Raw genomic sequence first — 14,251 nt, 5'->3', positions numbered from 1 at the left:
TTTGGAACCAAATTCCACTTCTTTAGCGTATCATCAAATACGGGTAAAATCATAGGAAATGATTTGAAATATTACAATAATTATTTTGCATTCCTTTCGGTTTATATTCAATAATACATTCATTAATGCCACAATAAATGTATACATTTAATTTATAACATTGATTATGCATTTCCATGGAAATACTGATGTTTTATTCAAAGCTATATGTTGAATTACCTAAATCCATTTATAAATTACCACTTCTACCATTGCTTCACAAATTGTTATGACATTTAACTTTCCAATTGATGTATTACTTATATTCCTAACACATACTTAATTTTCAATATCACACGTCGAAATGTGTAATCGTACAATTACAGTTTATTTTGTTTTCATTATTAAAGATTTTACAATATAAATAATTTTGTTATATTCTTTTTTTAAAAATCGTTTCGCTTTAAAAATCATTTTTTCTAGATGTATACTTAATTTAGTCATACAAAGGAGTGATACACAATGAGTACATTTTCTAATAAAGAAAAAGTACAAATCCTATCAGATATTGTTGCAATTGAAACAGTAAATGATAACGAGATTGAAGTTTGTAATTATTTAGAGCAATTATTTTCGAATTATGGGATTGAATCAAAAATCCAAAAAATTGATGAACGACGTGCTAATCTTATTGCTGAAATAGGTGAAGGAAATCCAGTAATTGGTATCTCAGGTCACATGGACGTGGTTTCTGCGGGTAATAAATCTCAATGGACATACGATCCATTTTCACTTACTGAGGATGATGGATTTTTATATGGCCGTGGTGCAGCAGATATGAAATCTGGACTTGCTGCGTTAGCAATTGCACTTATTGATATTAAACAATCTCAAGCACTGCAAAATGGTCGTATTAGATTTTTAGCAACTAGTGGTGAAGAAATGGAACAACTTGGTTCCCAGACTTTATATGAACATGGCTATATGGACGACGTTGATGCATTACTTATAGCAGAACCTTGCCAAGATATCATGGTATACGCACATAAAGGTTCTATGGACTATCGTATAACTTCCTATGGTAAATCAGCACACAGCTCTATGCCGGTAATGGGCATAAATGCGATAAAACCATTGATTTCATTTATACAAGATATCGATGACGCTTATGCTAGAATTTCCAAAGAAGTACAAGGAAAAGCGTTAGATTTCACAAAATTTATTGATAGAATTAAACCTTCATTGCCTGCAACAACAGCACTTGAAGATGTAGAATCTGCACTGCAAGGTTTAGTTATAAGTAATACTTTAATTAAAGGTGGGGTACAAGTTAACTCTGTCCCTGAAGAGGCTGATGCAGATTTTAATATTCGTACAATTCCAGAATATGATAACGCACAAGTAAAAGCATTATTCTCAAACACAATTAAAAGTCATAATGATAAAGGCGCAAATTTATCAAGCAACTTATATTTAGACCTAGATCCAGTACTTACTACTGGTGATAATAGCTTAATTAATACCGCTCAGACTATAGCTAAATCTCTATTTGATAAGGACTTTATTGCCTCTCCAATCGGTGGCGTTACAGATGCTTCAAACTTATTAAAAAATAAAGATGAAAGTTTCCCATTCTTAGTATTTGGCCCTGGTATTAAACCACATCAAATTGATGAATGTGTAGAAAAAGATATGTATTTAAAATTCATTGATTTTTACAGTGAACTTTTAACAACTTATGCTAAAAATCTTTAGTTTTGATTTAATTAAATAATCTTTAGCTATATAAAAAAGCTCAGAACATAGTAAATGTCTGGGCTTTTTTATATATAGGGCACGAGATGACAGATCTGTAAACTTACTTTTAAAACTTCATCCTTGTCTGAGTGAGACAAAAGCTTCACTTTTAAAAAATTGTGTATATGCCACTCATGGTAAATATTATTTACGGATTGTAGTGCCTACATTATGGCCATGTTGCAGTTTTTGAATAATATGTGCTTCATTCCCTGCAGCAATAACCACTTTTTGGCATCCCATTTCTATTGCTTTTACAGCTTCTTGTACTTTAGGTATCATTCCACCATATATTAATTTTTGTTCAATATATGTTTCGATGTTTTTCGCATTCAGTGACGGTTGTACTTTTTCGTTGATTAAAACGCCCGGAATATCGCTCAATAAATAAATTGGTGCCTGTAAAGCTTGCGCAAGTTTGTATGCCAATGTATCGGCGTTAACATTATATACTTGAGACGTCGTCTGATTAGCACCTATAGATGCGATGACTGGTAGAAAAGATTGAGTTAAAGTTGCGATAACACTTGTATCTATATGAATAGGTTCGCCAACAAAACCATATTTTAGATCTAACGGTTTAATATCAAATAATTGAGCATCTATGCCATTCATACCAATACTTTGAACACCAAATTGATTGATTTTATTGACTAAACTAGGATTCACTTGTCCAATTAATGTTTGAGTCGTAACAGAAAGCACATCGTCAGTAGTAACTCTCAAACCATTTTTAAATTTTGATTCTACTTTTTGTAATTCCAAAGATTGATTTATAAAAGGGCCTCCTCCATGGACGATTATTGGATTATAACCTTGATTTTTTAATGCAACAATATCTTCAATTGTAGAATCATGCATATCCGTCAAAGTGCTTCCACCTATTTTAATTACAATGTAATCCATATCAAACACCTCTTAAGTTCTATACGACGCATTTATGCGCACGTATTCATATGATAAGTCACAACCATAAGCGGTAGCTTCTCCTTCTCCATCACCTACAGTAGCCTCTATAACGATGTTATCTGCTTCCAATTGTTGTTTTAAATAAGCTTCATCAAATGCCACCGACATGCCTTGTTTAACCACAGAAACTTGGCATAATTTCACATTGGTTGCATTAGGGTCTATATATTTTGATGCGTAGCCCATCGCTGTTACAATTCTTCCAAAATTTGCATCTTCACCATGAATTGCTGTTTTAACTAAGTTAGATGAAACAATGCTTTTCGCCATTTTTCTAGCCTCATGAATATCTATTGCACCTTTAACCTTAGCTGTCACCAATTTTGTAGCGCCTTCACCATCTTTTGCAATCGACTGAGCCAAATAACGTGCAACATAATTGATAGCATAAACAAATTTTTGCCACTCAGGATGATTTTCATCTAACGAATGATGATTAGCTTGACCATTTGCCATACATAAGACCATGTCATTCGTACTAGAATCACCATCAACGGTTATCATATTAAAAGAGTGATCTGTAGTTTGACTTAAACATTGATTCAATGCTTTACTATCAACTTTTGCATCTGTCGTTATAAAACCTAGCATAGTCGCCATGTTAGGATGTATCATTCCAGATCCTTTTGCAGTGCCACCAATTGTCACTGTTTGATTATCTATGTCTACTTTTACAGACAAATGTTTCGTGGTCGTATCTGTCGTTAAAATCGATTGATTAAAATATTCACTCTGATTAAACGAATCTTGTAAAACATGATCGACGCCATGTTTTATTTTATCCATAGGTAAAAACGAACCAATAACCCCTGTCGAAGCAATACCAACATGATGTGGTTCTATGTTTAATCGTTCAGCTACCCAACTTTGCGTATCTTTCGCATCTTGTATACCTCTATCTCCAGTGCATGAATTCGCATTTGCTGAATTAACTACAACTGCCTGCAATGTTTGATTGATGCTGATACTATCTTCAGTTACTTTAAGAGGTGCCGCTTTGAAACGATTAAGGGTATATACACCTGCTGCAGTTGCTGCTGTCGTAGAATAAATCCAACCAAAATCTTTTTTCTTTCTTCTTAAACCAGCATGAAAACCACCAGCTATAAAGCCCAATGGTGATCCTACGTCACCATTAATATCTACAGTAATTTGATTGAGTGTATCTATTGTTTCAATATCTTTCATCTCATCTCTCCTTTCGCATTTTGTTAAGGATAAATTGGTAACTGATTCAAACCAGTTGCCTCATCTAAACCATAAAGTAGATTTAAATTTTGGATTGCTTGACCACTAGCGCCTTTAACTAAATTATCTATCACTGAAACGATGACAGCTCTTTGATTTTTTTCATCTACATATAGACCTATATCGCAAAAATTACTACCATACACTTCTTTTGTTTTAGGGTATTCTCCTAAGTCTCTAATTCTTATAAATGGTTTATGCTCATAATCATTTTTATAAATAGCATGTAAATGCTCAGCTGTCGTATATTCGTTTAACTTCACATAAATTGTAGATAAAATACCTCTTGTCATCGGTACTAAATGCGGCGTAAACATCACATTACACTTCGTTCCTGCAATTTTAGATATATACTGTTCTATCTCTGGTTTATGTTTGTGGTTTCCAATTGCATAAGCACTAAAATTTTCATTCATTTCAGCGTAATGCACATGTTGTGCTAATGAACGGCCTGCTCCTGAGACACCCGTTTTTGAATCAATAATAATTGATTGAATATCGATTACATTTTGAGCAATCAGAGGATGTAAAGCTAATAAAATAGAAGTAGGAAAACAACCAGGATTTGCTATCAAATTTGTGCGTTGTGGATCTATTTCACTCCACTCTGCAATACTATAAAGCGCCTTATCTAAAAGTGCTTGTTCTGCAGCTGCTTCACCATAAAATGTTTGATATAGATTTCTATCCGTCAGCCTAAAATCCCCTGACAAATCAATCACTTTAATACCTTTATTAATTAAATTTGGTGCTAAATGTTTGCTGACATTGGAAGGTGTTGCAAAAAATATGACATCACAAGACGTCGCTTGTTCATTTAATTCAGTATAATTAAGTGCGATATGGTTTAAATGTGGAAATGTTTTACTAATTGGTTCATCAATCTTAGAATGTGAAAATACATATTTAATTATGACGTTAGGATGATGTTGTAATAAACGTATAAGTTCTACCGCACCATAACCGCTTCCGCCTACTATTCCAACTGTTATCATCTGTTTCATACCTTTCTGAATATTCGGAATTTTTAATGTGCTATTTTATTTTTTTTCAAGCACTTCTTTAATCACTTCAGCAATTTGGTTAATCTCATCTTCATTAATAACTAACGGTGGTGCAATTCTAATAACATTGCCTTGTGTTTCTTTACACAAAACACCTTTTTCTATCATTTCCAAGCAATAGGGCTGCGCTTGTTCTGTTAATTCAATACCGATAAATAACCCTCTCCCTCTGACATCATCAATGATTGGACTATCAATAAGTTGTAAATGGTTCAGCAATGTTTGGCCTAATTCAGCGGAACGTTCAATTAAGTTTTCGTCTAGCAAAACATCTATGGCTGCCATCGATACTGCGCATGCAAGTGGATTACCGCCAAATGTTGAACCATGTGTACCGGGTGTTAAGACATTCATGATTGTTTCATTTGCTAAGATAGCTGAAATAGGATAAAGTCCGCCGCCCAATGATTTACCGAGTAAATAAATATCAGGCTCTACACCTTCCCATTCCATAGCAAACATCTTGCCTGTCCTACCTAGTCCAACCTGTATTTCATCGGCAATGAATAAAATATTATGTTGATTACATAAATTACGCACTTCTTGAATAAAATAGTTTGGAGGAATATTCACGCCACCTTCACCTTGAATCGGTTCTAAAATAATGGCCGATGTATTATCATTAATCAATACTTTTAAATGTTCAATATCTCCAAAATCTATATAATTAATATTATCTAGCAATGGGCCAAACCCTTCTTTGTAATTATCTTGGGCAGATAAAGATAAAGACCCTAATGTACGACCATGAAAGTTACCTTTCATAGCAATGATTTCACTTTCATTTTCTTTAATACCTTTGACATCTGAACCCCATTTTCGTGCAATTTTAATTGCTGTTTCCACAGCTTCAGTCCCAGTATTCATAGGTAGTACTTTGTCTTTGTTTGCTAACTTGCAAATTTTTTCTTCCCATTGTCCTAAGTTATCACTATATAATGCACGTGATACCATAGTTATTTCCTCGCTTTGTGCTTGAAATGCTTCAATAATTTTCGGATGACAATGTCCTTGATTTACTACTGAAAATCCTGCTATACAATCAATATATCGCTTACCTTCAACATCCCATACTTGCGCACCTTTACCTTTGGCTAATGCTAATTTCAAAGGACTATAATTATTTGAACTATATTGATCTGCTAATTCGAATAACGCATTCATTAAATACACCAACCTTATTATTATTCTAATATTTGTATTAATATTCATGAATATTACACTTTTAAATATAATAAGTCAAAGGTTTATTTAAATAATTTTTTATAAAAATATATTTAAAGGCTTTAAAACAAGCAAAAAAGCATCTATCAAAATTATAAAATTTCAATAGATGCACATAAATCATTGTATACAATTTGCATATCATCATTTGATGTTTAAGATAATATTCGTACCTATCATTCAAATTATACATTCAGTCGTTTTAACAATTGCGGTAAAGGATATATTTAAGTGAAATGCCACATTAAATAACTAACAAAGGGGTATAGAGCGGAAAAATCACCATTTTTTATTCCGCTCATACTATTGTTACTTTACATAAACAAATCCATGATTAATACAATGACCAAACCAACAATAGAAGATGTAAATAATAAAAGCCCCCAAGTTTTAAATGTATCTTTAATCGTTATATTAAAATATTCTTTAAATAACCAAAATGATGCATCATTCACATGCGTAATCGTGTTACTACCAGCAGCAGTTGCTAAAACCATCAATACTGGATTAACATTAAATGTAGGAATTAATGGCCCTACAATTCCAGCTGCAGTTATTGCCGACACCACGCCTTGTCCTGTAGCAATACGAATAAGTGCTGTAATTAACCACGCCATGATAAGTGGTGAAATATTTGTATTTTGCATTATTCCCGCAATATAATCACCTACATTTGCTTTTAAAATGATTTCTTTAAATGCACCACCAGCACCAACAATAAATATAATCGTTGCTACACCTTTCAACCCACTTTCAAAAGATTTCATCAATTCATCCATCTTTTTACCTTTTCTTAATCCAAAGACAACAATTGATGTAAGAATTGCGATTATAAGACTAATTTCTGCACTCCCAAAAAATGATACAATTTCATGCCATAAAGTGTCTTTAGTTATAAACATACTTAATATTGTTGAAAGTGAAATTAAAATAGCAGGAATTAATGGTATTAATAAACTCATTCCAAAACTAGGCATTTCACTTTCACTAAATTCTTTATTTTTCTGTAACAATGGTGGCACAGGATAATTTAAATTTTTCATCATTTTTGGCAAAAGAATACCTGCAATTATCACGCCAGGAATAAAGACAATCATTCCTAAAATGTATACCATTCCCATATCAGCATGATAAGCATCTACCAATGCAGTTGGACCTGCTTGAGGTGGAAATAAACTATGAGAAAGTGTCGTTGCGGCAACCATAGTAATAGCTAATTTCATAAATGGTATTTTAGCTTCAACCGCAATACTGATCACTAAAGGGGCTAAAATCATAAAGGCTACTTCATAAAATACAGAAATACCAAAGACAGCGCCAATAATAATCAATGCCCAATGTACATGCTTTGCAAAAAATTTATTAATTAACGTAGTAGCTATTCGCTGAGCCGCGCCTGAGTCGACCATTAACTTACCTAAAATTGCACCAAATCCAATAATAAGCGCGAGACTACCTAACGTTGAACCTAATCCTTCTTTAATTGTATCTAATATTACCATCGGCTTCATACCGTTCAATAAGCCAACAGCAATAGCTGCAAAAATCAAAGAAAAAATACTGTTAACCTTTAATTTAATATTTAAGAATAATAATAACGCTACGCCAATAATAAGTGATATTATCGGTAAATGCTCACTCACAAATGACAATTTAAGTCCCCCAGTCAAACCAATTTTATGAAAACGTATTCATAAACATATATTATACACCTTTTATTTTAAAATAACAACGTTGTTATTTTAAGGGTTTAAGCTTCATAAAAATTAAGAAGCACTTGCAAAGCAAATGGTTGAAATTTACCTTGCGCGTGCTTTTTTAGGAGTGAATGGTCAAATTATCTTGAAACTAAAGTTAATTCTGATAACTTTCAAATTGCCATTGTTTATCTGATAATACTTTTTTATAAAAAGGATCGACACCTATGACTTTAATACAATCAGCCAGTGCCTCTACCTCATCTAAATGATGTGTTGTTAATATAATCAAACAATTTCGCTTCATTTGATTGAGTAAATTATGAATATCAAACCTTGATTTCAAATCTATACCTACCGTAGGTTCGTCTAATATGAGAACTTGTGGGTTGTTCAATAAACCAATTAATACATTTACTTTACGTTTCGTTCCTCCAGATAGACGAGAAACAGTAATGTCCAAATCATCAATATTTAATTGTTCCATATATTTTGTAATTAGCGCGTCCGATATTGCGTTTTTACATAAAGCTTTAAAACAATTGATGTTTTCTGCGACAGTCATATGCTCAAATAACGCAATATCTTGTGGTACATATCCAATCATTGCTTGTAATTGTTTTTTAGATAACTTTTTCCCAAAGTACGTAATTTCACCTTGATCGGGTTTTTCTAACCCCGAAAGCATTCTTAATAATGTCGATTTGCCAGCACCATTTTCACCTAATAGCACAGTTAATTGTTGATTTTCTAACTTCATATTTAGAGATTGAAAAATTGTTTTATTATGATATTTCTTCTGCACATGTTTTAATGCTATCATCCCATCACTCCTAAATTTGTATAAAGACATAAATCACACTCATGACAAGCGCATATATAAACGTCATAAATAACCTATGACTCAGTGTGTTAATTTTAAATAATAGATACGCAACACCTGCTTCAAATAATACAATGATGAAAAGTGATTTTAAATAAAATATCCATGATAGTGACTGATGAAACAATAATGCGCTTATAATTAATATCATTAGCAACAAAATTGCATGTATAAGTATGTATGTAACATACAATCTTAACTGACTAAATTGTACTAAAAAAATTCTAATCAACGGACCGTTCTGTTTTAATCTTTGGTGCAAAATAATTTGCACACTACTGATACACAACAATATCGCAAAAATAACACTCAATGATATAGAAGTTTCTGAATGTGACTTCACAAAATAATGTGCAATTTGCGATTGAGGTGTCTTGTCATCCAATATTTTATTCACTCTAGTCAAGGATGTACGATCACCATTATCATCTAGATGACTTTTAACGATGTTAGGTATCTGTTGTTCATATAATGACATACTTATAATTTCTAAAGTAATATCACCAATAAAATCATCTCTTCCATACAATAAAATGGTTTCTTTCAAACGATTGTCATGTAACTGTTGACTGTAATTTTTCGGTATTTGTAAACTTACAATCGCTTCTTTTCTTTCTATATATTCATCCAAATATGTTTCTTCTGCTGGCACTTCGATTTTAGTAATGTATTCGTTACTTGTGATGCTTTTGATTAAGCTTTTTGAAGCTTCTGATTGATCTAAATCTTGAACTGCCACAGGAATTTGAAATGATTTATTTAGCGTTTTATATACACCCCATATAGCAATTAAAGAGATTAATAAGATACAGATAAAGGCTAAATGTTGTTTCCACTGTTTTTTAACAACTATGAAGAAATAGGGTTGAATCATGAGCGATACCTCCCAATCACTATCAAGACTAAGATAAAAATTGATATAAATAGACTACTATAAAAAGTTATTGGTACATCTAAAATATAATTATTCAATACAATTTCTAGCATTTGATTTGTTACAAAACTAAACGGTAAGTAATCAACCATACCCAAAATAGAATGTTTAAAATAAATTGTTGGTATCGTCATCCCTGATAATACAATAATCAATGTACTCAATATAATTTTTAGTGCATAGTTCATCCATTTAAAAGCAATTAAATCAATAATGGTTAACCAAATAATAATCATCAAGACATAGTAACTAAGTTGAATTACAATCGTTAACCAATTATAACTTTCAAATTGATTAGGTATGGATTTAATCAACCAAAGCGCACCGAAAAATGTCCATAATCCTGTATAAAATAGCGTGAATATACTTCTAATCAACGTTAATTTTTCAAAAGAAAAATGATGCATGCTTAACCTTGACCACAACGCCGTCGTTTGGTTCATTTTTAAAATGGTAAATAATGACAAAGCGAAAATATAAATAGACGCTAAATAAGTCGTGATTACATAATAACTTACACTGTCATATATATGTATAGGTTCATAATCAAATGCACCAGTACGGTTTAGTCCCGTAAACAATAGATCTGTTAATAACATCAATGTATGATCTTTATCATTATGTGATGACAATGTTGTATAACTTAGACCGCCACCCATCGATAGCATGAGTCTTTGATATACTGAATCTGTTAACTGATTAATAACTAGACTTTTTGTAGATTGTTTATCATATGTATGTACTGAAATGGGCAAACTTCCATTTTTATAAAAATCATGTGTCATACCTTTTTCAAAAACATAATAACCCTCTAAAGTTTTATTTTCTAACTTTTTTTCAGCTACTTTTTGATTATACTTTTTTATGCTAATATCCTTCCCCAAATTGGCACCGTCACCTAGTGATTTCAATATGATTTGCGTTTCTGGAGACTGATCTTTATCAACAACACCAATTCTAAATTTCTCATTATCTTGATTTAATTGTTGAATCACTATTAAAGTAGCAAATAACCCTACAACTATAATTAATAAGTATAGTAGTAAATGCCATTTTTTTAATAAAAAAGAGTGGTAAATGCGAAACAATTGTAATGTTTTCATTTTACCACTCTCCTTTTAGTTATTTTTTAAAATCTTTTGCTAAATCTTTAACGATACCTTCTGTTTTTTTAGAAATTTCCTTTTGTAATTTTTTTAAATCACTATCGGACAATTCATTTAAATCTTTAGCACCTGATTTTTCAAATTTAATATCGTCTTTAAGTTTTGTCTCACCTTTGATATTAAATGTTACTGGTTGATATTGAACGTCTGTAGTTAATTTGAAATCTTGTTTTTGCGTATTATTTTTCACGTCGGTTTCTAAATTATTATGATATTCAAATTCAGTTTTGCGATAATTTGCATCGACGCTCACTTTACCTTTATCTGTACGTTTGTCACCATCTTGAGTTTCATTGTTTGATAGTTTTATCGTAGATTTCTTGTAACTTTCATTAGCTCCAATAGTATAATTATCTTTATATTTATCATCGTCTTTTGTTGATTTACCTTTCAATGATAGCTCAGTATCATCTGCAGTAATTTTATAATTCATAGCTAATTTGTCATCATCAATTTGATTCGTTCCTGCTAATTTTACCTCTGAATCATTTTTATCTTTAGCAGTTAATTCACGTTTTAAAATCAGATTATCTTCTTCCCAAATCACAGATTTAATACTTGGAAAATCATTTTTATCTTGATCTTTCACTTCTTGTATAGCTTCATCAATTTTATCTTCATAATCTTCTGTTTTGAATTGATCTTCTGCAATTTTTTTAATATCTTTATCTTTCTTAGCTTTTTCCAAAACTGATTTCACGATTGCTTTTGTTTCACCTTTGCTAAGTTTCAAAGTTACTTTCTTAACATCTTTTTCATCACCATCTACATCAATCGTAGCATTTTCTTTTTCAAAGTTATCTTTGTCTAATTTATCTATGACAACATCTGTATATTTACTACTTATTTTTTCTATATCTTTTTGTGAAATTTGAGACCCTGATAATAATGAGTTTAAGTTTAATGTATCATTTGTCAATACACTCTCTTTACCTGTTGTGCTTGATGTATCTCCAGTTATTTTTTCATAAACGTCTACAAGTTCGTCATTTTTAGCTTTGTAAATATCATTAAACAATGGTGATGCATAATATTGATTATCTTTGTCTGCTGCCCATTGAAACTTCCCAATTTCATTGTCAGCTATCGTTGGATTTAAAGCTAAAACTGATTTTTCTTTTTTAGGATCGTGTCCCACTGTCAATCCTATTTCAGAAGCATCCGCGACAGATTTAGGAATACCTGATGATTCTAATAAACTTTTTGGAACATCAGCATTTGCTTTTAAATCGATTAAATATGATTCATCTTTCATTTTATCTTGAAATTTAAATTCATTTTCAAATCGATCCTTAGCATATTCTTGAAATTGGTTAGCTGTTTCCTTTTCGCTCAATAAATATGTGTTTTTAGGTGTATTTTTGGTAATAAAGTAATAAGCGGCGCCCCCAATACCGGCAATTAAAAGCACACCAATTACAACTGAGATAATAATTTTTACTGTTTTAGACATACCCTTCAACCTCCCATTAACTTTGATTGTTTTAATAATACCACAAAAGGCTTAATAATAATTTATTTATTTGATTTTTCTTTTATTTTTTACTTGCGCTTTAAATTAATTACTAAACATTTTTAATAAATGTAATATATCATTACATCCAATCAATTGTGCACACAATACATATATAATTGATATTTTTACATCTTCTCTTAATTTGTAATATATTCATAACCAACGAATTACAATATGAGAATAAAATGAGCCTCAAAGATTACTTTCATCAGCAATCTTTGAGGCTCAATCTTAAGCTCTAAATTTTAAAATGTATAATTGAAAAACTGTGATTTCAGTCACTCTATGTTGTGCTATTTTTTTCATGTTTAACTTCTTTTTCCCACCATAATGCATCTTTTGGATTTTGAATCACGTCTTCGTAATCTTCCTGTGATTCTACATTAGGATATGATCCTCTTAAAGATTTATTAGATGTTGATTTGAACATTGTTACAAAGATAATTAGTCCAACTATATTTATAAACATTAAATAGTAGGAAGGTGCAATTTGTTGGCCGGTTGTTTCTACTAGTGTAGAAAGGATAAATGGTGTTAGACCACCAAAAATAGCAGCACCTATATTATATACAAGCGACAGTGTACGCAATCTAACTTTAGTATGGAACATACTTGGTAACACTGAAGGCATAACACCTTCAAATGTTGACATAAATAGTGCAATAATAAATAAACCTAAGACTACTAAAGGCAACATTGGGATACTCATTAACCAAAAAGCTAACACTGAGAATAAACTAAAGCCTACTAAACCAAATATAATCGTCCGTTTATTTCCAATTTTATCACTATACCATCCGAAGAAAAATACGGCTGGTATCATGAGTAACATGGTAATCGTACTTAATATTGAGCCCATCGTTCCACCTAAATTAATCGTCGTATTCAAGAACGAAGGCATATATGACAATACCATGTAATTAGCTACATTTAAGAAAGCTACACCAGTAAAACAAACAACAACATCTTTCCAGTAATATTTAAAGATATCTAAATATGAATATTCTAATTCTTTTTGTTCTTCTAGTGTAGACTCATAGGCTGGACTTTCGTCAAGACTTGAACGAAGTATAATACCTACAATACCTAATGGTGCTGCTATGATAAATGGAATTCTCCATCCCCATTCAGCCATCTGTTGGTCATTCAACAAACTATACATTGTACCAGCAAGTATTGCAGCTAATATATTCCCTGCAAGTGTTCCTACTTCAAGTCCGCTACCTAATTTACCTCTTGTTTTATCTGGAGATGTTTCAGCAATATAAGTCATTGCTCCTGCATATTCACCACCAGTGGAGAATGATTGAATCATTCGAACTACTAATAAGAGTATTGGTGCCCAAATTCCAATTTGTTCTTGCGTTGGTAACAAACCTAGCATTAATGTAGAGGCAGCCATCAATAAAATGGTTGTAGATAAAACGATTTTTCTACCATATTTATCTCCCAAATGACTAAAAAATATTCCTCCAATTGGTCTTACAATAAATGCAAAAGCAAAGACGGCAAAGGTTGACACAATTTGCATTTCTTGTGGTAAATTACCAAAGAAATTCGCACTGATAACTACTGCCAATTGTGCATACAATCCAAAATCAAACCATTCGATTGCGTTACCTATCCCCGTTGCTACTACACCTTTTTTAGCTTGATTAGAATCTACATGATTCACTTTTTCTTTTTTAAACTTCACAAATAAAAACACCCCTTATTTATTTCCATAGATATAACATAACCTTTACGCGTATATATAAACACTTTCATTCTCTAT

General features: G+C 31.6%; 11 protein-coding genes. 1 reads left to right on the top strand and 10 read right to left on the bottom strand.

All coding sequences use genetic code 11. The features are described from left to right. The first annotated feature begins 501 nt into the window (after window positions 1-501). Window positions 502-1,734: an ArgE/DapE family deacylase gene (locus tag KA873_RS01105; RefSeq protein WP_107504475.1), complete on the top strand. Its 1,233-nt coding sequence runs from the start codon at window positions 502-504 to the stop codon at window positions 1,732-1,734. A 186-nt stretch (window positions 1,735-1,920) separates the two neighbouring features. Here KA873_RS01105 and argB read toward each other — a convergent pair whose 3' ends face one another. The 10 genes from argB to KA873_RS01055 all read right to left on the bottom strand — a co-directional run bounded on the left by argB (window position 1,921) and on the right by KA873_RS01055 (window position 14,173). Beyond that, window positions 1,921-2,682: an acetylglutamate kinase gene (gene argB / locus KA873_RS01100; protein WP_107504474.1), complete on the bottom strand. Its 762-nt coding sequence runs from the start codon at window positions 2,680-2,682 to the stop codon at window positions 1,921-1,923. Window positions 2,683-2,694: 12 nt separating this feature from the next. Next, on the bottom strand, window positions 2,695-3,933 hold the full coding sequence (gene argJ, locus KA873_RS01095) for a bifunctional glutamate N-acetyltransferase/amino-acid acetyltransferase ArgJ (RefSeq protein WP_107504473.1): 1,239 nt from the start codon (window positions 3,931-3,933) through the stop codon (window positions 2,695-2,697). Window positions 3,934-3,956: 23 nt separating this feature from the next. Beyond that, entirely contained in the window at window positions 3,957-4,988 is a 1,032-nt protein-coding gene (gene argC / locus KA873_RS01090) for an N-acetyl-gamma-glutamyl-phosphate reductase (protein WP_107504472.1), read from the bottom strand. Between the two features lie 45 nt (window positions 4,989-5,033). Next, window positions 5,034-6,221 carry an ornithine--oxo-acid transaminase gene (gene rocD / locus KA873_RS01085; RefSeq protein ID WP_107504471.1) on the bottom strand — a complete coding sequence of 396 codons (1,188 nt, stop codon included), beginning with the start codon at window positions 6,219-6,221 and terminating at the stop codon, window positions 5,034-5,036. A 374-nt stretch (window positions 6,222-6,595) separates the two neighbouring features. Continuing rightward, window positions 6,596-7,933: a gluconate:H+ symporter gene (locus KA873_RS01080; protein WP_107504470.1), complete on the bottom strand. Its 1,338-nt coding sequence runs from the start codon at window positions 7,931-7,933 to the stop codon at window positions 6,596-6,598. 202 nt (window positions 7,934-8,135) lie between these two features. Next, a complete protein-coding gene (locus KA873_RS01075) occupies window positions 8,136-8,801 on the bottom strand; it encodes an ABC transporter ATP-binding protein (protein ID WP_107504469.1) in 666 nt (221 codons plus the stop codon). A gap of 10 nt (window positions 8,802-8,811) precedes the next feature. Next, window positions 8,812-9,735, bottom strand: a complete 924-nt coding sequence (locus tag KA873_RS01070; protein ID WP_107504468.1) for an ABC transporter permease — start codon at window positions 9,733-9,735, stop codon at window positions 8,812-8,814. Next, the gene (locus tag KA873_RS01065) at window positions 9,732-10,898 is read right to left on the bottom strand and encodes an ABC transporter permease (protein WP_107504467.1); all 1,167 of its coding nucleotides are present in this window, start codon (window positions 10,896-10,898) and stop codon (window positions 9,732-9,734) included. The genes KA873_RS01070 and KA873_RS01065 overlap by 4 nt, the downstream gene beginning before the upstream one ends. A 19-nt stretch (window positions 10,899-10,917) precedes the next feature. Continuing rightward, a complete protein-coding gene (locus KA873_RS01060) occupies window positions 10,918-12,414 on the bottom strand; it encodes a flagellar basal body-associated FliL family protein (protein WP_107504466.1) in 1,497 nt (498 codons plus the stop codon). A gap of 346 nt (window positions 12,415-12,760) precedes the next feature. Beyond that, window positions 12,761-14,173: an MFS transporter gene (locus tag KA873_RS01055; protein ID WP_103211395.1), complete on the bottom strand. Its 1,413-nt coding sequence runs from the start codon at window positions 14,171-14,173 to the stop codon at window positions 12,761-12,763. Window positions 14,174-14,251 lie beyond the last annotated feature (78 nt).

The sequence above is a fragment of the Staphylococcus sp. GDY8P45P genome, from assembly GCF_017892745.1.
Taxonomy (GTDB): Bacteria; Bacillota; Bacilli; order Staphylococcales; family Staphylococcaceae; genus Staphylococcus; species Staphylococcus cohnii.
Note: the sequence above shows the minus strand (reverse complement) of the source record. Positions and strands in the feature narration are given on the sequence as shown.

What these genes read in the sequence shown, in the direction of transcription:
- rocD (WP_107504471.1), bottom strand. Translation starts at nt 6,221, where the DNA reads ATGAATGCGTTATTCGAATTAGCAGATCAATATAGTTCAAATAATTAT.
- argJ (WP_107504473.1), bottom strand. Translation starts at nt 3,933, where the DNA reads ATGAAAGATATTGAAACAATAGATACACTCAATCAAATTACTGTAGAT.
- KA873_RS01060 (WP_107504466.1), bottom strand. Translation starts at nt 12,414, where the DNA reads ATGTCTAAAACAGTAAAAATTATTATCTCAGTTGTAATTGGTGTGCTT.
- KA873_RS01065 (WP_107504467.1), bottom strand. Translation starts at nt 10,898, where the DNA reads ATGAAAACATTACAATTGTTTCGCATTTACCACTCTTTTTTATTAAAA.
- KA873_RS01070 (WP_107504468.1), bottom strand. Translation starts at nt 9,735, where the DNA reads ATGATTCAACCCTATTTCTTCATAGTTGTTAAAAAACAGTGGAAACAA.
- argB (WP_107504474.1), bottom strand. Translation starts at nt 2,682, where the DNA reads ATGGATTACATTGTAATTAAAATAGGTGGAAGCACTTTGACGGATATG.
- KA873_RS01105 (WP_107504475.1), top strand. Translation starts at nt 502, where the DNA reads ATGAGTACATTTTCTAATAAAGAAAAAGTACAAATCCTATCAGATATT.
- argC (WP_107504472.1), bottom strand. Translation starts at nt 4,988, where the DNA reads ATGATAACAGTTGGAATAGTAGGCGGAAGCGGTTATGGTGCGGTAGAA.
- KA873_RS01075 (WP_107504469.1), bottom strand. Translation starts at nt 8,801, where the DNA reads ATGATAGCATTAAAACATGTGCAGAAGAAATATCATAATAAAACAATT.